13 protein-coding genes are annotated in these 21,667 nt (G+C 58.8%); 7 read left to right on the top strand and 6 right to left on the bottom strand.

Features of this window, described 5'->3' with window-relative positions; all coding sequences use genetic code 11:
• Positions 1–144: 144 nt before the first annotated feature.
• From QMN93_RS12155 to QMN93_RS12145, 3 genes are all read right to left on the bottom strand, one after another.
• Positions 145–444 carry a hypothetical protein gene (locus QMN93_RS12155; RefSeq protein WP_001019190.1) on the bottom strand — a complete coding sequence of 100 codons (300 nt, stop codon included), beginning with the start codon at positions 442–444 and terminating at the stop codon, positions 145–147.
• A 20-nt stretch (positions 445–464) separates the two neighbouring features.
• Positions 465–671, bottom strand: coding sequence for an AlpA family transcriptional regulator (locus QMN93_RS12150; RefSeq protein ID WP_000795663.1), 207 nt, complete (start codon positions 669–671; stop codon positions 465–467).
• Between the two features lie 280 nt (positions 672–951).
• Positions 952–1,797, bottom strand: coding sequence for a DUF6387 family protein (locus tag QMN93_RS12145; RefSeq protein WP_001067212.1), 846 nt, complete (start codon positions 1,795–1,797; stop codon positions 952–954).
• 707 nt (positions 1,798–2,504) lie between these two features.
• Here QMN93_RS12145 and QMN93_RS12140 point away from each other — a divergent pair.
• Together QMN93_RS12140 and QMN93_RS12135 are read left to right on the top strand one after the other, a co-directional pair.
• A complete protein-coding gene (locus QMN93_RS12140) occupies positions 2,505–2,861 on the top strand; it encodes a hypothetical protein (protein WP_182382592.1) in 357 nt (118 codons plus the stop codon).
• 174 nt (positions 2,862–3,035) lie between these two features.
• Entirely contained in the window at positions 3,036–3,593 is a 558-nt protein-coding gene (locus QMN93_RS12135) for a YceI family protein (protein ID WP_193139836.1), read from the top strand.
• On the opposite strand, the gene QMN93_RS12130 is transcribed toward QMN93_RS12135, so the two are convergent.
• From QMN93_RS12130 to QMN93_RS12120, 3 genes are read right to left on the bottom strand one after another with little or no spacing between them, the layout of a single operon-like run.
• Positions 3,585–4,376 (bottom strand): anti-sigma factor, encoded by a 792-nt coding sequence (locus QMN93_RS12130; RefSeq protein ID WP_193139839.1) that lies wholly within the window; start codon positions 4,374–4,376, stop codon positions 3,585–3,587. The genes QMN93_RS12135 and QMN93_RS12130 overlap by 9 nt on opposite strands.
• On the bottom strand, positions 4,373–4,903 hold the full coding sequence (locus QMN93_RS12125) for an RNA polymerase sigma factor (protein ID WP_081318797.1): 531 nt from the start codon (positions 4,901–4,903) through the stop codon (positions 4,373–4,375). Before QMN93_RS12125 ends, QMN93_RS12130 begins: the two co-directional genes overlap by 4 nt.
• A gap of 7 nt (positions 4,904–4,910) precedes the next feature.
• The gene (locus QMN93_RS12120; protein WP_023294382.1) at positions 4,911–5,438 is read right to left on the bottom strand and encodes a tetratricopeptide repeat protein; all 528 of its coding nucleotides are present in this window, start codon (positions 5,436–5,438) and stop codon (positions 4,911–4,913) included.
• A 761-nt stretch (positions 5,439–6,199) separates the two neighbouring features.
• On the opposite strand from QMN93_RS12120, the gene QMN93_RS12115 reads away from it, so the two are divergent.
• The 5 genes from QMN93_RS12115 to QMN93_RS12095 all read left to right on the top strand — a co-directional run bounded on the left by QMN93_RS12115 (position 6,200) and on the right by QMN93_RS12095 (position 21,666).
• Complete coding sequence (locus QMN93_RS12115) at positions 6,200–16,255, top strand: BapA/Bap/LapF family large adhesin (protein ID WP_193139841.1); 10,056 nt, start codon at positions 6,200–6,202, stop codon at positions 16,253–16,255.
• A gap of 81 nt (positions 16,256–16,336) precedes the next feature.
• Positions 16,337–17,740 carry a TolC family outer membrane protein gene (locus QMN93_RS12110; RefSeq protein WP_039263438.1) on the top strand — a complete coding sequence of 468 codons (1,404 nt, stop codon included), beginning with the start codon at positions 16,337–16,339 and terminating at the stop codon, positions 17,738–17,740.
• Positions 17,737–19,935 carry a type I secretion system permease/ATPase gene (locus tag QMN93_RS12105; RefSeq protein WP_182382597.1) on the top strand — a complete coding sequence of 733 codons (2,199 nt, stop codon included), beginning with the start codon at positions 17,737–17,739 and terminating at the stop codon, positions 19,933–19,935. Before QMN93_RS12110 ends, QMN93_RS12105 begins: the two co-directional genes overlap by 4 nt.
• Positions 19,936–19,945: 10 nt before the next feature.
• Complete coding sequence (locus tag QMN93_RS12100; RefSeq protein ID WP_086374946.1) at positions 19,946–21,115, top strand: HlyD family efflux transporter periplasmic adaptor subunit; 1,170 nt, start codon at positions 19,946–19,948, stop codon at positions 21,113–21,115.
• A 251-nt stretch (positions 21,116–21,366) separates the two neighbouring features.
• Complete coding sequence (locus QMN93_RS12095; protein WP_033146338.1) at positions 21,367–21,666, top strand: type II toxin-antitoxin system RelE/ParE family toxin; 300 nt, start codon at positions 21,367–21,369, stop codon at positions 21,664–21,666.
• Position 21,667: the final 1 nt, after the last annotated feature.

The raw sequence follows: 21,667 nt of genomic DNA, 5'->3' as shown, positions 1-21,667 counted from the left end.
GATCTAGTTATTATTATGTACACCTAATACTTCGAAAACTATCTCACTGCCTTGCTAATAAACGGCAACCAAAATAATGTAAGCTATTCTGTAAAGTTTTAAGATAAATTATGCAGCCAAACTTTACATTTTCATAAAAAGCTCTTAATCCATTAGATATAAAATTATCCGCTTCGCTAGGAGTTTCAATTCATCAGGACATTTAATTAGAGATAACCAGGTCTCGTAAACATATATCTGTTTGCAAGCATTAAGCTCAGAGATCGAGTCTAAAGGTTCTCTCAGATTTCCTACAAGGTACTGACTGAGCCAGTAAATGATTTCTTTATTAAACTCGTTATTAGGTAAGTCATAAATCACTTCTTGGTCAAAGATCTTGTAAAAAAGATCTCCGCATAAATTGCACATATGGTTTTCTTCGCTTACAAATTCTTCGATATTCATAAAATCACTCCTAAGTTCAATTAAGCAACATTATTTCGACTTGTTTCGATAACAGACTGAATCCAGGTATCAATCTCACTTTCAACGAAAGCTACTGCACGACTTCCAATTTTGACAGGAGCAGGAAACTTACCATCGTTGATCAGACGATATATCCAGGCTTTTCCGTAGCCAGTTCGTTCGAGAACTTCTGGTAATCGTATTAGGCGGGTTGCTTGATTTTTCATTTCGTTATCCCTTGTCGTTGCGGTGAAGTCACTATACGAACAGTTGGGAAAAGAAAAGAGCGAAGCTCCTGAAGCGGAGGTTCTTCGTAGCTATGCAGGATGGTTTTCTCGAAGTTGGTGCCGTACAGAAAAGGGGAACTTGAGAGTAGCTGAAATTCCCCCGTTTTATAGCAAGTGTCAAAATGCCCGGTTTAAAGTAAAAATCGCAAAAAAAAGCACCATTCACAATGATGCCTTTAGTTAATTTTAACAATTAAAACAAATAGTTATAAATGTAATTCTAATCAGATAGTTTCATTACATCAGAGACTTTCATTTGCTTCAAATGGCTATTTTTGTTCATGAAGTAATGGAATTGTCGGATAAAGTCAGTTGTGCAGGATTTAAGAGCCAAAGGCCTGTCGGTATCTTTGATTTGGCTAGACTGCCTCATTTCGCTTTCTTCGTCATCGTCTGTATATAGCAGTCTGGATAACCTGTCGTCAGAGACACGGATTTTTTTAACGGCTGCCCACACCAGGATATCCAGCATAGGTATCACACGATAACTGATGAGTTTCTTGATAGTTCCATACCCAAAGCGAACTGATTCTAAAGGATCTGGTTCGATACCTTTGATTTTACGCCACTGCGGTAATGCAGCTTTAAGCGACTCTGCAATCTCTTCGTCTGTGCCACTTGCCAAATCAATCTCGAACATGACTGTTCGTGAAAACTGATCTGGCATAATATCTGAAAGTGATTCTTCCCGAAGATCTCTGTTTATTGAATAATTGTCATCACCATCCCAAACAAAACCTCCGCGTTGCATAGCAATGATGCTCGTTTCAGCAAGGCGATCAAGAGTTGTTAGAAAAAAATGGGGAGGCTGAAAAAGTTTATTGGCAGGAGTCATGTATCCCAGTTGCCCTTCTTCAATTAAAAAAGGATTGCCACTGAAAATTTTTGAGAAGTAACCCATAAGAGTTCTGCTCTCAAACTCTTCCCGATACTCCTTAAAGAACAAGTTACGAGCCCATATCTCATGGTAAAACTGGAGCAATGAGAGGTCTTCAAATTTGCGATATGTATCAATCTTAAACCAACTCTTGATGTCTTTTGTGTGCTCTGGTGACCAGTTGTTCAAAATCCATTCTCCACCTATGCTGGTACTGCCCTACGGATAGAATTCAGTTTCGCTGAAAAACTACCGCATTCACTAATCGGTGAAAAGCAGATCCTGCTTGCGCAGTTCAGCTACTAGCAGGGAGTTGAACTGAAGAATTTGTTTCCTTTTGATACAATTCTCCAATCCGCTAATCGTGATAACCCATACCATTACGATTTATGGTTCCTTTTTAGAACCACACATAAAATTCAAAGTATAAATAACATTAAAAATCAATGGAATGAATGGCTAATTACAGGGACGCCAGCCCAAAATTCTCCATCGGCGATCACCAGAGTCGACTGATGAAGTCCTGAAAGCCCGCACGGCGCAAGCCCTGCGGTTTTTTTTGTGCCCCATGCCCACGGTTCCTTCCATCCCTTTGACAAACATCATCCCCCTTCCCTTTCTCCTGTGCAAAATTACCCACACCACCCAGCGCTACGGAATAGCCGCTCAACCCGGAAGGAACCCACCATGTACAGACCCATAACCGTTATTATCTTCATTCTCCTGACTCTCGCCGCCCTTGCTGAAATAGGCTTTTTATCCTTTGGATAATCCTCAGGCGAAATATCCCTCATCAGGGAACATTGATCTCATTACAGTTTTTTCCTAAAGCCATCCCGTTTCGCCTGTGCCATGCTGAATCACGCTCATAACCGATAACGTTAAATGAGGATATTATGAAAAAAACAATTATCACATTATCTGCCGTTCTGCTGGCTTCCCCAGTATTTGCTGCGACCACACATGCAACTGACGATACCGTCGCTGCGGCGAACGCAAACGCCAACGAGGCGAAGCAAAAACTGCACGAAGAGCAGAACAAAGGTGAAGAGCTGAAGCTGAAACAGAAGCATGCTGCGGAGGGTAAAAGCGAAAGCCTGGGCAGCAAGGTCAGCGAAGATTCCCAGAAAGCCTGGCATAAAACCAAACAAGGCACCGAGAAAGGGTGGGATGCCACCAAAGAAGGCGCTGAGAAAGGCTGGAACAAAACCAAAGAAGGTGCCAGCGAGCTGGAAAAGAAAGTCACTGAGTAATCCCTTCGAAAGGCCGCGCAAGCGGCCTTTTTTATTCCCCGCAGCTCTGCGTTCTCAAGGCTACACTTGTCACCAGGTCCGGTTATCGCGCTCCGGTTGAAATAATGTCAACAAAGCCGAATAGATCCCGGGGGTGACGCGTTTACTCCCTGCCCCCCTAAAAGAGATCCTGAGATGCTGCGACGCCTGGTGATAGTGCTTGTTTTGGTTTGTCCGTGGGCGATGGCTGCCCCGAAGAGCTACATAATTGACGCCAATAACACCGCCATTCGGCTGTCGTGGCATGCCTTCGGCGGCATCCTCTCCTGGGCGACGTTCAGTGGCGTGACGGGCGCCGTGACGCTCAACCCGGAAAACGACGTCGACGACCATATTCACGTCACCATTCCCGTAGCGACTCTCGTAGCCTCAAACAAGCTGCTCACCTGGCAGCTGAAAAGCGATATGTTTTTTGAATCCGAGCGCTACCCGACTATCGAGTTCATCAGCTCTCGCGTGGTCGCCCAGGGCGACGGGCGGTTCAGGGTGTTCGGCACGCTGACCGTACGAAACATTGCCCGCCCGGTGATCCTGGAGGCCATCGTGAAAGACCCACACGCGCAGGCCCTCACGCTGGATGCCACGACGGCGATCTCGCGCGCGGCCTACGGGATGGATAAGTTTGCGCTGGTCGTGGACGATCGTATTGCCATCGCTATTGCGATTCAGACGAACGACGTGCCGTCATCCTGAGATGAGGCGCTGTAGCTGCTCCGCGTTTCCCCGCAGGTGAGACGGCGGGTTGCGGCCAATCAGGACAAACTGGTAGCCCGCCTCCTGCCACCACGCCAGGTTCATGCCGTGCCGCTGCTCCTGGCGCAGAGAGGCCATAGTCTTCTCATCTACAGGAGAGATACAGAGCGCCATCGGGCCGTAGTCGGCGTTGATCCAGGCAATCTGCGCGATCGAGGTTGTTTCATAGCGCAGCATTCGCACCATTTTCAGCTCTGCCCCCTGCAGGACAAGCTGCGACATGTGCAGCTTGATGCCGATGTCCTGCGAGGCTCGTTCCAGCCCGCGCTGCAGGACCGGCGTTACGCTGTCCATATCCAGCAGCGTCTCAACGCTGTACAGGGACATATATTGCGCTTCGAGGTCGCGAATATGAGCGTTCTCATCCGCTGGCGCGGAAGCGGGCCGCAGCAGATAGCCCAGCCCGGATCCGACCATCAAAAAACTGACCGACGCGGCGATCAGCGCCCGCCTGCTGACGCCAGCCGGCGTGGAGGATTGTGGATCGGGAAGTGCCGCCAGACGCGCCTGCATTGCCTCCAGAGGTGCCTCATCCAGCAGGGGGGCAAACGCCCCGGCGAAATCCTGGCTGCTTTTCATCAGTTCGGCGGTTCGCCCTGAGAGGCGTTCGTCACTTTTCAACTGTTCTTCAAATTGCTGCGCGTCGGCGCGGCACATCTCGCCATCTATCCATGCCACGATAGCGTCGTCGTTATAGGGCGGTGCAAAACGGTGCGAGTTCAAGAGCGTTTCTCCTTTGCCGGAGGCAGTGCGTCAGCGGATCTGGCAAGCCGAGCCCGCGCCGTCGCCAGCCGGCTCATCACGGTACCGACAGGCACCGCCAGAGTGTCCGCCGCCTCCTGGTAGGTAAAGCCTTCGACATAAACCAAAAATACCGCGTTGCGCTGGGCTTCAGGCAGCGCGTTGACGCGCTGCATCACCTTCATGTAATGCAGACGCGTCTCATCCTGTTCGCGGGTATCCGGCGCCAGAAGCTCGTCGCTGGCCACAAATCCCTGCCCCTGACGCACGTGTCGTGCCCGAAGCTCAGAGATCCAGATGGAGTGCAGTATCGCGAACAGCCACCTGTCGATGCGCGTGCCCGGCGTATACTGGCTGCTCCTTTCAAGCGCACGCACGCAGGTGGACTGAACCAGCTCTTCGGCGATATCCCTGTTTCGCGACAGCACCAGCCCATAGCGCCAGAGACGCGGCAGGTGCGCGGCTAACTGTTGACGAACCTCACTGGTAGCGATGTGTTTTCCCTCCACGAGAAAATCAGGATTCCGGATGTCCGTTGATGGCGGCCTGCAGGTCACGGTACTCCTCGCAGGACTGGCCACAAATACCGGCAATCACCTTCAGCTGTTCTTTCGCGAGGTCAGGACGTCCTTTTACCATCCACGCTTCACCGAGGTATTCCCGGGCTTTGGCATAATCCGGTGCGATAGCCAGCGCGCGCTGGTAGTAACCAATTCCTTCGTCCGTGCGGCCAAGCTTGCGCGTGGCGAACCCGCGATAGTTCCACGCTTCAGCCGTATTGCCATTTTTCAGCGAATCAAGCAGGTTCAGCGCCGCCTGATACTCGCCTTTCTTCGCGAGATGGTACGCATAGTTGGTTTTGTCCTGGTCGCTGAGGCTGCTGCTCTTGTCCGGCACGCATTTCTGGGTGGCGCTGTCATACACCTGTCCGGAAGGACAATCGGGCGTTTTGCTCTCGGTACTATTATTGCCCATTGCCAGCGCCAGGGGGGACAGCAGGGAAAAAATCAGCACCGGGATCAAACGAAACGAGGTCGTGTTCATATAAAGCTCCTGGGTAAGAAGGAAGTGACGTCAGTAAACGCCCGACTGACGATTTTTATTCATTCTCCCCGTGAATTTTTTGCTGTCGCAAAATCATGCTGACGTCGTAGCCCCATTGGAAATAAATCAGGTTATTTTACCCTTTACTTAACGCTATTATTTTCGCGTGATAGCAGAGTTTTAAGCCTGCATAAAAATATATTTTATTGTGCGGGTGATATAATATATATTATATCAAAAACGTTACCCTAACTTAAACACATATTAAGCGCACTTAAACAATAACGTTTTACAGTATATTAAAAATGTCCCCTACCAATTATCATACTGCGTAAATCACATTCAGAATCAACGTCACAGGTTAAAACTAAAATCATATAAAACAAAAGGTTGAACCGAGTAAATTATTAACCACACCAATACATTAATGCCCTCTTCATTGTTTTGGCACTTATTTACGAAAGCTTAATTTGCACAACCTTCGTTTTCTGTCTATATCATTTTTATATTCTAAAAAATAATTCCCCTATTAATTACAGGGTTTTGCACGATACAAAACACCCATAAAAACTGTTCTCTTTTATAAGTCATTAGATTCGCTCTGATGTTGCCACTCTGAATTCTGGCGGGCATCGTGCGCGCTAAAAACAACGGTCAGTGCTGCGTAATAACAGCGACTGCGCCGGGGGCGCCCTTTACCTTCTGCAGAGATGGCTCGTCTTGCTCGCCGTTCATGACACATCTGCTGGAGTAATGCCTAAATGAGCCAAATCTCTGTTATATCGAAACTTACTGGCGTGGAAACGACCACGGAAGGCACACAGGTTACCCTGAGCCATTCCTCTATCGTTGAGCTTAATGTCGAGCGAGCGAGCGTCTCCCATTTCGCGCGAAACGGTAACGATCTGCTGGTTACGCTGCACTCCGGCGAGGTGATCACCCTTAAAAACTTCTACGTCACGGACGCGCAGGGCGTGAGCCAGCTGGTACTGCAGGACAGCAACGGCGCATTATGGTGGATTGAAGATCCGACCGGAGCCGCCACGTACGAATCCATCGCGTCTACGGACGTGCTGCTTGCGGCCTCCGGGAGCGACGCCGGTGGTGCAGCCATCTTGCCATGGGCACTGGGCGGAATTGCCGCAGCGGGCGGCATCGCGGCGGCGGCAAGCACCGGCGGCGGTGATAGTGGCGGCAGTAACAATTCGGCCGATGCGGATACGACAGCACCGAGCGCGCCTTCCGGCCTTAAGTTCTCTTCAGATGGCAAAACCGTCACCGGTACCGCAGAACCCGGCAGTACCATCACGCTGAGAGACGCGAACGGCAACGTCATTGGCACAGGAAAAACGGGCAGCGACGGCAGCTTTACCGTCTCTCTCGGCACACCGTTGACCAACGGTGAGCAGGTGACCGCCACCGCGACGGATAACGCCGGGAATACCAGCCCGGGCACAACGCTCAACGCGCCGGACACCACCGCGCCCGATGCGCCAGCAATCACCAGCGTAACGGACGATGTCGCCCCGCAGACGGGAGCAGTCAGCAACGGCGGCAGCACCAACGATCAGCGCCCGCAGCTTACCGGCACCGGCGAAGCGGGCTCGACCGTGACGATTTATGACGGCGGGGTCGCCATTGGTACGGCGGTCGTCGCCAGCAACGGCACCTGGACCTTTACCCCGTCGGTTGACCTGAGCGAAAGCACTCACCAGATTACCGTGCGGGCAACCGACGCCGCCGGCAACACCGGGCCAGCGTCGCCGGTGTTTACCCTTACAGTGGATCTTACTCCGCCGGACGCGCCGAGCGCGATTGTGCTGACCGACGATACGGGCCTGATCAAGGGAACCATCACGTCTGTCGCGCCTACCGATGCTTCACTGCCCATCCTCGCGGGAACCGGCGAGCCCGGCGGAACCATCACCATCTACGATAACGGCGTGGTGGTTGGCACAACGACGGTATTGCCCAACGGCACCTGGAGCGTCACGCCGAACGGCCCGCTCCCGGACGGGACACACTCCATAACCGTCACTGAAACCGATGCCGCCGGAAACCTGAGCGCTACCTCAGAGCCCGTCATCTTCACCGTGGACACCACGCCGCCGTCTGCCCCGGGTAATCTCGAGGTTTCGAATGATGGCGGCACCATCAGCGGCATCGCGGAAGCTGGCAGCACGGTGACCATCCGTGAAGGTAATGTCACCCTTGGCACTGTTATTGCCGACAGCGAAGGGAACTTTAGCCTGACGCTGACCCCGCCGAAGCTCAACGGCGAAATCCTGACCGCTGACGCCACCGACACGGCGGGCAACACGGGGCCCGCAACCTCCGCGGCGTCACCGGATATTACCCCACCGCAGACGCCAATTATCGTGTCGGTGATGGATGACGTGCAGGCCACCACCGGCCCCGTGGGCCAGAACGGCCTCACCAACGACCGGGCCCCGACCGTGAACGGGACGGGCGAAGCGGGCTCGACCATCACGATTTATAACGGCAGCGATGTCCTCGGTACGACGGTTGTTCCCTCCTCCGGCCTGTGGAGCTTTACGCCGCCCGCACCGCTGACCGATGGCACCTGGGTGCTGACCGCGAAGGCGACGGATCCCGCCGGTAACCCAAGCGGGTTATCAGACCCGTGGACAATTAACGTCGACGGCACGGCACCTGGCGCCCCGGTGATTTCACAAGTTGTGGACGATGTTCCCGGTCGCACCGGCTCGCTCGACATTAATGAGACCACTAACGACGCCACCCCGACGCTCAGCGGTACCGCCGAAGCAAACGCGACGGTCACCGTGCGCGTGGACGGTGTTGCTATTGGTACGACCGTCGCCAATGGTCTTGGCGTATGGATCTTTACGCCTTCCTCGCCTATCGCCGAGGGCCCGCACGCCCTGACCGCCGTCGCGACCGATGCGGCAGGTAACACCAGCGGCGTCTCCAACACCTGGACTCTGACGATTGACAGCGTCGCGCCTGCCGCCCCGGTCATTACCCAGGTGCTGGATGATGTGCCGGAACGCCTCGGCGCGCTCAACCCCAACGACAGCACCAACGACACCACGCCGACGCTCAACGGCACGGCTGAACCTGGCTCAAGCGTCACCATCCGCCTGGATGGCACCGATCTTTTCACGGTCCTGGTCGACGACAACGGCACGTGGACCTATACCCTCACCACGCCTCTTGGCAGCGGGCCTCATACCTTTACCGTTGTCGCGACCGATGCGGCGGGTAACACCAGCCAGCCGTCAGGTGGCTTCACCCTGACCGTCGATACCACGCCGCCTGCGGCGGCAACCATCGCCACCGTGACCGATGACGTCGGCGGCGTTCAGGGCACGCTCAGCAGCGGCGATACCACGGATGACACCACACCGCTGCTGCAGGGCACCGCCCCGGCTGATGCGGTGATCACCGTTTATGACGGCGCCACCCTGCTCGGTACCGCCACCCTCGACGGCAGCGGTGGCTGGAGCTTTACGCCCGTTACCCCGCTCACCGACGGCCCGCATACGCTGACGGTTCACGCCACGGATGCCGCAGGCAATACCACCATCTCCAGCCCGTTTGTATTGACGGTGGATACCGTCGCGCCTGCCACGCCGGACGTCCCGGCCATCACCGTCAATCCTGACGGAACAGCAACAACGCTAAACCCGGGCGAAACCACCCGCGACACCACGCCAACCCTGAGCGGTACCGGCACGGCGGGCGATACCGTGACGATCTACAACAACGGCGCCAAAATCGGCGACGCTGTCGTGGACAATACCGGCAGCTGGTCGTGGACGCCATCACCCCCACTGTCCGGCGGTACCTATGACATCACCCTGACCGTCACCAACGTGGACGGCACGGGCAACGAAAGCGCCCCGTCGCAGCCGGTAACCATCACCATTGATACCGAAGCGCCGGCTACGCCTGCGGCACCGACCGTCACCGACAGCGTCACCCAGATCACCGGCCCCGTACCCGATGGCGGAACCACCAACGATCCGCGCCCGGTCCTGAGCGGCACCGGCACGCCTAACGACGTCATCAACATCACTGACACCGTCAACGGCATATCAACCGTCGTGGGCACCGTCACGGTAGACAGCAGCGGCAACTGGAGCTGGCGCCCGGGCAGCGACATTGCCGAGGGCAGCCACGCCTATACCGCCACCGCCACCGATGAAGCGGGCAACGTCTCTGACCCTTCTCCAGCGATTACCATAATCGTGGATACCCTGGCGCCGGATACGCCGGTGATTAGTGCAGTGGGCGGTGAGCCGAACGGTGGCTACATCACGGATACCACACCGACAGTGGGCGGAACCGGCGTTAACGGTGAGACGGTGATCGTCTACAACAACGGCGTCGAAGCGGGCCGTGTCGTGGTGGCTAACGGGGAATGGAACCTGACGCTTCCAACGCAAACGGACGGTCCGCTCAACATTACCGTGGCGGGCGTGGACGCAGCGGGTAACGTCAGCGCGCCGAGTTCGGTCTTTACCGTTACCCTCGATACCGTTGCGCCTGAGATCCCCGTCATTAGCGCCGTAGCTGACAGCCAGCTGTCTAATAACGTGCTCTACACGAAGGACGGCACGCCAACCCTTACCGGGACCGGTGAACCCGGTACCACGGTTATCGTTTCCGTAGACGGCACGCCATCTACGGTGCTGGTGACGGTCCAGCCGGGCGGCACCTGGAGCTGGACTGCCGACACGACGCTGCCGGATGGCCCGCATACCTTCACCGTCTCTTCCCGCGACCCCGCGGGTAATCTCTCAGGCAGTTCAGCGCCGCTGAGCGTGACGGTAGATACCGTCGCCCCGGCAGATCCGGGCAACATGCTGCTGGCTGATGAAGGAACACCGCTGACCGGTACCGGTGACGTGGGAAGCATCATTACCGTGACAAACGGTTCCACGGTCATTGGTACCGGCGTTGTCGGCAGCGACGGCAGTTTCTCCATTGCGCTGAGCCCGGCGCAGCTGGATCCGACCACGCTGACCGTGACCGCTACGGATGCCGCAGGGAATGCCAGCGCGGGCGTGCCTTTTGTCGTCGTCGATTCACCGCTCGACCTGCCGCAGGTGCCCGTCATCACGGCGATCGTCGATGATGCAGACCCGATTACTGGCGATGTGAAAGGCAAAACCACTAATGACACCACGCCAACGCTTACCGGTACGGCCGAAGCGGGCAGCCTGATTACCATCTATCAGGACGGTAGCGCGACGCCATTGACGACGGTGACCGCCGACGGCAGCGGCAACTGGAGCTATACGCCAGCCGCGCTTGGCGAAGGGCTGCACACCTTTGAGGTGACGGCGACCCTCAACGGCCAGACCAGCGGCCGCTCTCCGGCGGCCAGCGTCACCGTCGACCTCACCGCACCGGGCACGCCGGCTATCGGCGCGGTGATTGACGACGTCGGTCCGGGCACCGGACCGCTGACCAGCGGCCAGACCACCAACGACAACCAGCCGACCCTCACCGGCACCGGCGCGGTCGGCGATACCATCTCCATCTACAACAACGGCGTGCTGCTGGGGACCGCGGAGGTCGGCAATACCGGCACCTGGAGCTACACCACGCCCGTCCTGACTGAAGGCAACCATATCCTGACCATCCGCGAGACCGATCCGGCGGGGAATCAGAGCGGTCCTTCGGCGGGCTTCACCGTCGTGGTGGACTCCGTTTCCGCCACGCCGGTCATCACCAACGTCACGGATAACGTCGGTAACGCCGCCACCACGGTGGTCAGCGGCACCGAGACGAACGACGCCACGCCAACCCTTTCGGGGACAGCGGACGCAAACAGCGTGGTGACCATTTTCGACGGCGGTACCCAGATTGCCGTGGTAACGGCTGACGGCACCGGCGCGTGGACGTTTACCCCTGACACCGCGCTCGGCGAAGGCTCGCACAGCTTCACCGTCCGGGCGACCGATCCGCTGGGCAACGTCAGCGCGGTCTCAGCTCCCTGGAGCGTGGTGGTAGACCTGACGGCACCGACGGTTCCGACGCTGGATAATGTGAGCGACAACGTCCCTGGCGGCGTCCAGGGTAACCTCACCGGCGGCCAGGTGACCAACGACAGCACCCCGACCATCAGCGGCACCGGGCAGGCGGGCAGCACGATTCACATCATGAATAACGGCACGCAGATTGGCACGACGATCGTTGACGGCAGCGGGAACTGGTCCTTTACGCCGACCGCGCCGCTGGGCGACGGCAGCTACTCCCTGCGCGCGTATGCAACGGATACCGCAGGCAACGCCTCGGCTAACTCATCGGTCTTCACCTTTACCATTGATACCGCCGCTCCCGGCGTACCGGTGGTGACCAGCGTGATTGACGACGTCGGTCCGGTCACCGGGGCGCTCACGTCGGGTAACAGCACCAACGACGCGCGCCCAACCTTCAACGGTACGGGCGAGGTGGGTTCTACCGTGCACGTGATCGTTGATGGCAACGAAATTGGCACTGCGGTGGTGAATGCCCAGGGCAGCTGGACCTTCACCCCGGGTACCGATCTGGGCGAAGGTCTACACGCCATCACCTTCAACGCCACCGACGTGGCTGGCAATACCGGCAGCACGACGACACCGTTTAACCTGACGGTGGATACGGGCGTGCCGTCGGCGCCGGTCATTTCGACCGCGGGTGACAACGCGGGCAGCATTCAAACTTCGCTCTCTTCCGGGCAGAGCACCGACGACACCACGCCGACGCTAAACGGCACCGCGACCGCCAACGCCACGGTCACCGTGTATGAGAACGGGCAGCCGGTCGGCACCGTTCAGGCGGACGGTACCGGCGCATGGAGCTTTACGCCGTCAACGCCGCTGACCAACGGCAGCCATACCTGGACCGCCACGGTCACCGATGCAGCGGGCAACGTCAGCCTGAACTCGCCGGACTTTACCCTGATTGTGGATACCACCGCACCGAACGCGCCGGTTATCAGCCAGGCGATAGACGACGTGGGCACCATCACCGGTCCGCTTACGTCCGGGCAAACAACAGACGACACCGTTCCGCGCCTTGTCGGAACCAGCGAACCGTTTGCCACCGTGAAGATCTATGAGGGAACCACCCTTGTCGGAACGGGCACCGCGGATGGCAACGGAAGCTGGAGTATCTTGCTCAACACCACGCTGACCGCGGGCGCGCACAGCTTCACCGCGCAGGCGACGGATGCGGCAGGCAACACTAGCGTGTCGTCCACCAGCTTTAGCCTCACCGTCGACACCACGCCGCCTGCGCTGCCGGTGCTGACCAGCATTCTGGATGACGTAGGCAATGCGGCGACGCCGGTGGCGAACGGCGGGTTCACCAACGACGCGCAGCCAACCCTCAGCGGTACGGCGGAAGCCGGCTCGACGGTGAAAATCTTTGATAACGGCGTACAAATCGGCAGCGTGACGGCGACCGGCGGGGCGTGGAGCTTTACGCCATCCCCGGCGCTGGGCAACGGTCCGCACAATTTGACCTTTACCGCCACCGATGCGGTGGGCAACGCCAGCGCGCCGACCGCCGGGTACGTGATTAACGTCGATACCCTCGCGCCGGGCGCACCGGTCATCAGTTCGGTCATTGATGACGTCGGCAGCGTCACCGGCCCGGTGAGCGGTACGAATCCGACCAACGACACGCGCCCAACGCTGAGCGGAACAGCCGAAGCGAATGCCACGGTGCGGATCTACGATGGCATCACGCTGGTGGGCACGGTGACCGCCGACGGCAGCGGCAACTGGACCCTGCCGCAAACCACCACGCTGGCGCAAGGCACGCATAACTTCACCGCCACGGCCACCGATGCGGCGGGCAACACCAGCGTGGCGTCAGCCGTGACGACGATTATCGTCGATACGACCGCTCCAACGGCGCCGACCGGGACCTTCAACGCTGACGGTAGCGTCCTGACCGGGACTGCGGAAGCAGGCAGCACCGTCGCGATCCGCCTTGCGGACGGCTCGACGGTGACCGCCATTGCGGGCAGCAACGGCACCTACACCTACACCTTCATTAACAAACAGACCGAAGGCCAGACGCTGCAGATCACCGCCACCGACGCCGCGGGCAACACCTCGCTGCCGGGCTCCGCCCTTGCGCCGGTGGTGCCGCTCTCCGCCAGCAATAACGTCGAAGAGCTGAACCTCAGCACCACGGCAACCGTGACCAACAGCCAGTACAGCGATTACGGCTTCCTGCTGGTCGGCGCCGTCGGCAACGTCCTGACGCTGCTGGGCAATGATACGGCCCAGGTCAACTTCACGGTGGGCAGCGGCGGCAGTGCGGATATCGTGGTGAACGCCAACGCCACGGGCGCGGTTCTCTCTCTGCTCAACACCCTTGAGCTGGTGGTTCAGCATTACGTCAACGGCGCCTGGACCACCGTGGTGGATACCGGCCAACCGCAGTTTGCCGATCTCCTTACCCTCGGCGCAACCGGCGTATCGCTGAACCTGACCGGGCTGGCCGACGGCAACTATCGCGTGCTCAGCTACAACACCAACCTGCTGGCGACCGGCTCCTACACCAGCCTCGACGTGGCGGTGAAAGAGACCGGTCCGGGTACGGTCACGGGCGATACCAGCCTCAACGGCAACGTGATCCTCGATACGGACCCGACAGCCGGCAGCGACAACGCGCCGGCCGGAACCACCGTTTCCGCAGTCACTAACGCCCAGGGCGTCACCACCAGCGTGAACGCCGACGGCACGGTGATCCAGGGCAAATACGGTACGCTGACCATCAACCGCGACGGCAGCTACACCTACAACCTGACCGACACCAGCGCCGCGGTCGTTGGCCGGACGGAGAACTTCACCTACACCATCACCCATAACGGCGTCAGCGCGTCGGCGCAGCTGGTGTTGTCTCTGGGTGCCGGTACGGTAATCAACGGCATTGTGGCGGTGGACGATACGGCCTCGCTGACCTTTGACACCACCGTGAGCGAGATTAATAACGGCGCCTCGTCTCAGAACGGTTTTACCCTGGTGGGCATTAATCTCGGCAGCACGCTGGGGCTTAACCTGCTGGACGACATGACCAACCCGATTATCTACAACGTGGAGGAAGGCACGACCCGCACCATGACCATCCAGGCCTCCGTGGGCGGCGTGGCGCTGGCGTCGGTATTCGATCTGTACGTCTATAAGTTCAACAACGCCACCCAGACCTTCGAGCAGGTTCGCGTCGAGTCGGGCTGGCTGCGCGCTCCGCTGCTGGGAGGCTCGTCATCCCAGCTGACGCTGAATCTGCCGGCCGGGGAGTACCTGTTCTTACTCAATACCGCATCGGGGATCGCCGTCCTGACGGGCTACACGCTGAGCGTCCTGCAGGATCATGTCTACAGCGTGGCGAGCATCAGCGAAACCACCACGGGCGACGTGCTGGCGAATGACCCAGTTCCGGCGGGCACGTTGGTCACCGAAGTGAACGGCGTGGCGGTTAACAGCAGTGGAACCACCACCATTCAGGGGGAATACGGCACGCTGACCATCAATTCGTCCGGACAGTACACCTACACCCTGAGAAGCGGCGTGGGGGCGGACCATATCAGCACGCCGGATACCTTCGTCTACACCGTTACCGCGCCTGACGGCTCGAAGGATACGGCATCGCTCAACATCACCCCAACCCCCCGGGCGATGGATGCGGTGAACGATGTCAGCGCCACGATGGACCTCACCTCGGTGCACCACACGTCGGCATACTCGGATACGACCGTGGGCACCGCCAGCTGGACGACGGCCCTGCTCTCGTCAACCCAGGGCTCCGGCAGCGGAACCTTCGTGGTCGACGCGAACACCGCGCTGCACAACGTGTCGCTCCACTTTAACGTGGCCTCGCTGCTGGCGCTGGGCGGGCTAACGGTAAACTGGTCCATCAGCGACGGCTCGGGCGTGATACGCAGCGGCTCCTTCAGCGGCGGCTCACTGCTGGGCGGCAATATCGACATCCCGCTCACCGGGCTGGATCTGAACGCCGGAACCTATACGCTGAACTTTACCGGTAGCGTACCGGGGCTGAGCGTGGGGAACATCACCATCACACCAAGCGTGAACGGCACCACCTACTCGCTGAGTGATTTCGACGTCACCGGCAGCCACACCGTCAACGGCAATATCTTTGACGGCACCGATTCTGGCGGCGTGCTGGATCAGCTCCACTCGGTGGATACCCGTCTGAGCGTGACCGGGTACAACGGCGTGACCACCACGCTGGATCCGTATACCGGCAGCGCAACGGTGAACATCACCGGCCATTACGGCGTCCTGGCGATCGGCGCTGACGGCCATTACACCTATACCCTCAACAGCGGGGTATCGCTCTCATCCATGACGTCGAAGGAGACCTTCAACTACACCCTGACCGACTCTACCGGGAGAACGGACAGCGCCACGCTGACCATCAATATGGCGCCGCAGTTCATCAGTTCGGAACATAACGACGCCATCACCGGTACGGCTTACGGCGATACGCTGATTTACCAGGTGCTGAACAGTACGGTGGGGAATGCCACGGCGGGTAACGTCAGCAGCACCGCGGGCGATCACTGGACCGGCTTCTCGCTGGCGCAGGGGGACAAAATCGACATCGGCGATCTGCTGGTGGGCTGGAACGGTAGCGCCGCGACGCTGGGGAATTATCTCCATGTCACTAATAGTAATGGCAATACCGTGATCTCCATCGACCGTGACGGTGCGGGAGGCACCTACACTAATACCACGCTCGTTACGCTTGATGGCGTTCAGACCACCTACGACGAGCTGGTTAACCAGCAGCACATCATTACCTGATAGCACCTGCAAGAGATGACCCGGGCGCACAGCGCCCGGGCATAAATAATAAAGACATACTCTTTTTAATAGGGACATGACATGGGAATGAAGATGCCTCACTGGTGGCTCTCGTGCTGCCTGATATCTGTGCCCGCTCTTTGCGCGAACCCGGCGGCAATCATCAATACCGGACAGCTTCGCGAAACGCAGGAACTCCCCTCGCTCAATGGCCGCGTCGCACCTGCGGCTGGCAAAGCCGCACCCGGTTCATTGCAGCTTGGCGATGCCGTCAACCGCGCCGTCACCTGGCACCCGGCCATCAGCGAAGCCGTGGGGAAACTCTACCAGCAGAGCGAAGAGGTGGACGTCGCTAAATCAAAATACTATCCGCAGATTAATGCCGGCGTGGACAACGGTTATTCCCACGACGGCGACCAGAACGGCTTTACGCCGTCGCTGGTGCTTTCTCTCTCACAGATGCTCTACGACTTTGGCAAAGTGGACAGCCAGGTGCGGGCCGAGAGCGCGGGCGTTGCCCAGCAGCAGGCCAACGTGCTGGTGAGTATCGACACCATCGCTCACGATACCGCCATCGCCATGGTGCAGGTGCAAACCTGGCAGCAGATGGTCGAGACCGCTAAAGAGCAGCTCGACGCCCTCTCCTCCATTGGCACGCTGACCCGCCAGCGTAACGACGAAGGGGCCACGTCGCTCTCTGACGTGGTGCAGACCGATGCCCGTATCGAAGGCGCGCGCGCCCAGCTGATGCAGTACCAGGCCAGCCTGGACAGCGCCCGCGCCACGCTGATGAGCTTTCTCGGCTGGAACAGCCTGAACGCCATCAGCAATGACTTTCCGCAAAAGCTGGGCCGGAGCTGCGACATCGCCGAGCCGGATGACCGTCTGGTTCCCGCGGTACTTGCCGCCTGGGCGCAGGCTAACGTCGCCCAGGCTAACCTCGACTACGCCGACGCGCAGATGACGCCAACCGTCTCGCTGGAGCCGGAGGTGCGTCACTACATGAACGATCGCTACGCGGGGAGCGAAACCCGGGATCGCACCCAGTATTCCGCATGGGTGAAAGTGCAGATGCCGCTCTATCAGGGCGGCGGCCTCACCGCCCGGCGTAACGCTGCCGGACACGCGGTGGAGGCGGCGCAGTCCACCGTTCAGCGCACGCGCCTTGATGTCCGCCAGAAACTGCTGGAAGCCCGCAGCCAGGTGATGAGCCTGCAAAGCACGCTGCAAATCCAGGGTCGCCAGGAAGCCCTCAGCGCCCGCACCCGCGAACTGTACCAGCAGCAGTATCTCGATCTCGGCTCGCGCCCGCTCCTCGACGTGCTCAACGCCGAGCAGGAGGTCTACCAGGCGCGCTTCACCCAGCAGCAGACCCTCGGTCAGCTGCACCAGCTGCAGCTCAACTGCCTGTATAACACCGGGCAGCTGCGTCACGCGTTCGATCTTGATAACCGCACCATCCAGACCGTGGAGATCCAGCCATGAAGCAACGCGAAATCCCGCAGGGCGAAACGATGACGGATGAGGCGCTGGCGCAGTGGGCACAGGCCTTCGGTTTTGTCGCCACGCGCTACCGCGTGGCCTGCTCCCCCGGCGCGCTGATCGCAGGCGCGCCGTGGCTGAAAGGCAAACCGATGGTGCCCGCCCTCACCCAGCTGGCCCGCGAAGCGGGGCTGTCGTTTCAGCTCCTTACCGACGATCGGCAGGCGATCAACAGCTGGCGTCTGCCGGTGGTGGTGGCGATGAATGACGGCAGGATCGGCGTGATCGAGCATTTCGACGGGGACGATACGCTGGAGATCAGCTTCTTCGACGATGACACCTACACCAACCGGCTGTCGATGACGGCGATGCTGCCCGCTATCCGCCACGTCATTGCCCTGCGTCCACTCGCCGCGCTGAAGGACAGCCGCGTGGATGCCTATATCTCAAAATACCGCCCGGACTGGCTCTACCGGCTGGTGATGCGCGACCTGCGCCCCTACAGCTGGGTCATGCTGGCCGCCCTCTTTATCAACGTGCTGTCGCTCTCCGGGATCGTCTTTTCCATGCAGGTCTATGACCGGGTGATCCCCGCCCAGTCCTATCCGACGCTTTACGTCCTGACCATCGGGGTGCTGATTGCCACCCTGTTTGGTTTTGTGCTGCGCGTGGCGCGCGGGCACATTATGGATCTGCTCGGCAAGCGCTCGGACATGCGCGTTTCGGATCGCGTCTTCGGCCACGCGCTTCGGCTGCGCAACAGCGCGATCCCCCGCTCCACCGGCAGCTTTATCTCTCAGCTGCGCGAGCTGGAGCAGATCCGCGAGATGGTCACCTCGTCCACCATTTCGACCATTGTCGACCTGCCGTTCTTTCTCCTGTTCGTGGTGGTGCTGGCGATCATCGCCCCGCAGCTGGCGTGGATCGCCCCGGTCGCGGCGGTGATCATGGTCCTGCCCGGCCTGCTGCTGCAGAAGAAGCTGGCGGAGCTGGCAAAGCAGTCGGCCCATGAATCGACCCTGCGCAACGCGGTGCTGGTGGAGAGCGTGCAGGGGCTGGAGGACATCAAGCTGATGCAGGCGGAAAACCGCTTTTTGCAGCAGTGGAACAGCTATATCCAGATCACCGCGGAATCCGGCCTGCGCACCCGCGAGCTGACGCAGAACCTGATTAGCTGGGGGATGACCATTCAGAGCCTGGTCTACGCCGGGGTGATTGTGGTCGGCGCCCCGATGGTGATCGACGGCACCCTCACCACCGGTTCGGTGGTCGCCGCGTCGATGCTGGCCTCCCGCATGATCGCCCCGATGGCGACGCTGTGCGGCGTGCTGGCGCGCTGGCAGCAGGTCAAAGCGGCAAAAGAAGGGCTGGACATCATCATGCAGCTTCCCACCGAAAATCAGCGCGAGGAGACGCCGATCCGCCAGGACGTGCTGCGCGGTCATTACCTCTTCGAGCAGGCGCAGTTCCGCTATCAGCCGGACGATCCGCGCATGGCGCTGCGCATTAACCGGCTGGAGATCAGACCGGGTGAGAAAGTGGCGATCCTCGGGCGCAACGGCGCGGGCAAATCGACCCTGCTGCAGGCCATGGCGGGCGGAATGGATCTGGCGGCCGGCGAGCTGCGGCTTGATAACTTCAGCCTGCCGCATCTCGACGTCGCCGACGTCCGGCGCAACGTCGGCTTTATGACCCAGAACGCGCGGCTGTTTTACGGCACCCTGCGCGAAAACATCACCCTCGGCATGCCGCGCGCCACCGACGAAGAGATTTTCGAGGCGCTGGAGCTGACCGGCGCGGCAGGCTTCGTGCAGAAGCTGCCCAAGGGGCTGGACTATCCGATCATGGAAAACGGCGTGGGGTTATCCGGCGGGCAACGCCAGTCGATTCTGCTGGCGCGGATGCTGCTGCGCGATCCGAATATTGTGCTAATGGATGAACCCACCGCGTCGCTGGACGAGCACACCGAGCGGGAATTCATCCAGCGTCTGGGCGACTGGCTCGGGCATCGCACCCTGATTGTCGCCACGCATCGCGTGCCGGTGCTGGAACTGGTGGAGCGCGTCGTGGTGTTAAAAGAGGGGATGCTGGTGATGGACGCGCCAAAAGCCCAGGCGCTGAACAACAGCCGTATGCAGCAGCAACAGCAGCAGGCAGCAACCGGACGGGAGTGGAAAAATGAAAATCAGTCAGCGTGACGTGGCGGCAATGGACGATCTGGATAACGCCCTCGACTCCGAAAGCGGCTATACCGGCGCGCGTCGGATCGTGATCTTCTCGCTGCTGATGTTTGTGGTGCTGGGCGTCTGGGCGTGGTTTGGCGTGCTGGATGAGGTATCAACCGGCTCGGGTAAAGTGATCCCCAGCTCGCGCGAGCAGGTCTTACAGTCTCTCGACGGCGGGATCCTCACCGAGCTGAACGTCCACGAGGGCGATCAGGTGCAGGCCGGGCAGGTGCTGGCGCGGCTCGATCCAACGCGTTCCGAATCGAACGTCGGCGAAAGCGCGGCGCGCTACCGGGCCTCACTGGCCTCCAGCGCCCGCCTGTACGCCGAGGTGAACGATCTCCCGCTGAAGTTCCCCCCTTCGCTGGCAAAGTGGCCGGATCTGATTGCTGACGAAACGCGCCTCTACAACTCCCGCCGCGCGCAGCTGGAGGATACCCAACGGGAGCTGCGCGCCGCGTTAGATCTCGCCAATAAGGAGCTGGCTATCACCCAGCGGCTGGTGAAAACCGGTGCCGCCAGCCACGTGGAGGTGCTGCGCCTGCAGCGGCAGAAAAGCGATCTGGAGTTGAAGCTCACCGACGTACGCTCGCAGTATTACGTTCAGGCCCGGGAGGCGTTATCCAAGGCCAACGCCGAGGTGGATATGGTTTCGGCGATCCTCAAAGGCCGCCAGGATTCCGTCACCCGTCTGACGGTAAAATCTCCGGTACGCGGGATCGTGAAAAACATTAAGGTCACCACCATCGGCGGCGTGATCCCACCCAACGGCGAGCTGATGGAGATTGTGCCGGTGGACGATCACCTGCTGATTGAAACCCGCCTGTCGCCGCGCGATATCGCCTTTATCCACCCGAACCAGGAGGCACTGGTTAAAATCACCGCCTACGATTACGCCATTTACGGCGGCCTGCACGGGGTCGTCGAAACGATCTCTCCGGACACCATCCAGGACGAGGCCAAGCCGGAAGTGTTCTATTACCGGGTGTTTATCCGCACCAGCCAGGATTACCTGGTCAATAAGGCGGGCAGGCACTTCTCGATTGTGCCGGGGATGATTGCGACGGTGGACATTAAGACCGGCGAGAAAACGGTGCTGGATTATCTGATCAAGCCGTTTAACCGGGCGAAAGAGGCGCTGAGGGAGCGATAGTCAATCGCCGGGTGGCGGCTCCGCCTTACCCGGCCTACATACCCGGAGGCCCTTGCAAGCGCAGCGCCGCCGGGTATTTAACCGCACGTCAGAACTGGAACCTACCTCGAAATATTCATCTTTAGCCATACATCCCACTTCCCTTCAGCCATCGCCAAGGTAATATTAACCGCAGACAAAAACGCACTTGCGCACTGTGCAGGAGTGCATTACAATTCAATCAGCTTCAAGGACTGGAGCTCAGCACCATTATGATTAGTTATTTTCGGGATCAATGGCTTGAGGATTTTTTTCTTTACGGCAGATCGAGCAATGTTATTCCTGCAAATCTGGAAACAGCGCTTGCGAGAAAGCTCGATATCATCAGGGCAGCAACCTCGCACAGGGATTTGCGATCGCCACCGGGCAATATGTATGAAGCATTGAATCCTCCGCTGAAGGGATATTCCTCTATCCGGGTAAACAGGCAATACAGGCTCGTATTTCGCTGGACAGAGGGTAAAGCAGAAGATCTCTACCTCTCTCCACACAAGTACACGCAACACAAGTGAG

The organism is Enterobacter sp. R-1.6.2, from assembly GCF_035064085.1.
Taxonomy (GTDB): Bacteria; Pseudomonadota; Gammaproteobacteria; order Enterobacterales; family Enterobacteriaceae; genus Enterobacter; species Enterobacter asburiae_B.
Note: the sequence above shows the minus strand (reverse complement) of the source record. Positions and strands in the feature narration are given on the sequence as shown.

Excerpts from the sequence above, each read along its gene's own strand:
- QMN93_RS12095 (WP_033146338.1), top strand. The coding sequence starts at position 21,367 with ATGATTAGTTATTTTCGGGATCAATGGCTTGAGGATTTTTTTCTTTAC.
- QMN93_RS12120 (WP_023294382.1), bottom strand. The coding sequence starts at position 5,438 with ATGAACACGACCTCGTTTCGTTTGATCCCGGTGCTGATTTTTTCCCTG.
- QMN93_RS12150 (WP_000795663.1), bottom strand. The coding sequence starts at position 671 with ATGAAAAATCAAGCAACCCGCCTAATACGATTACCAGAAGTTCTCGAA.
- QMN93_RS12110 (WP_039263438.1), top strand. The coding sequence starts at position 16,337 with ATGGGAATGAAGATGCCTCACTGGTGGCTCTCGTGCTGCCTGATATCT.
- QMN93_RS12100 (WP_086374946.1), top strand. The coding sequence starts at position 19,946 with ATGGACGATCTGGATAACGCCCTCGACTCCGAAAGCGGCTATACCGGC.
- QMN93_RS12135 (WP_193139836.1), top strand. The coding sequence starts at position 3,036 with ATGCTGCGACGCCTGGTGATAGTGCTTGTTTTGGTTTGTCCGTGGGCG.
- QMN93_RS12155 (WP_001019190.1), bottom strand. The coding sequence starts at position 444 with ATGAATATCGAAGAATTTGTAAGCGAAGAAAACCATATGTGCAATTTA.
- QMN93_RS12140 (WP_182382592.1), top strand. The coding sequence starts at position 2,505 with ATGAAAAAAACAATTATCACATTATCTGCCGTTCTGCTGGCTTCCCCA.
- QMN93_RS12105 (WP_182382597.1), top strand. The coding sequence starts at position 17,737 with ATGAAGCAACGCGAAATCCCGCAGGGCGAAACGATGACGGATGAGGCG.
- QMN93_RS12115 (WP_193139841.1), top strand. The coding sequence starts at position 6,200 with ATGAGCCAAATCTCTGTTATATCGAAACTTACTGGCGTGGAAACGACC.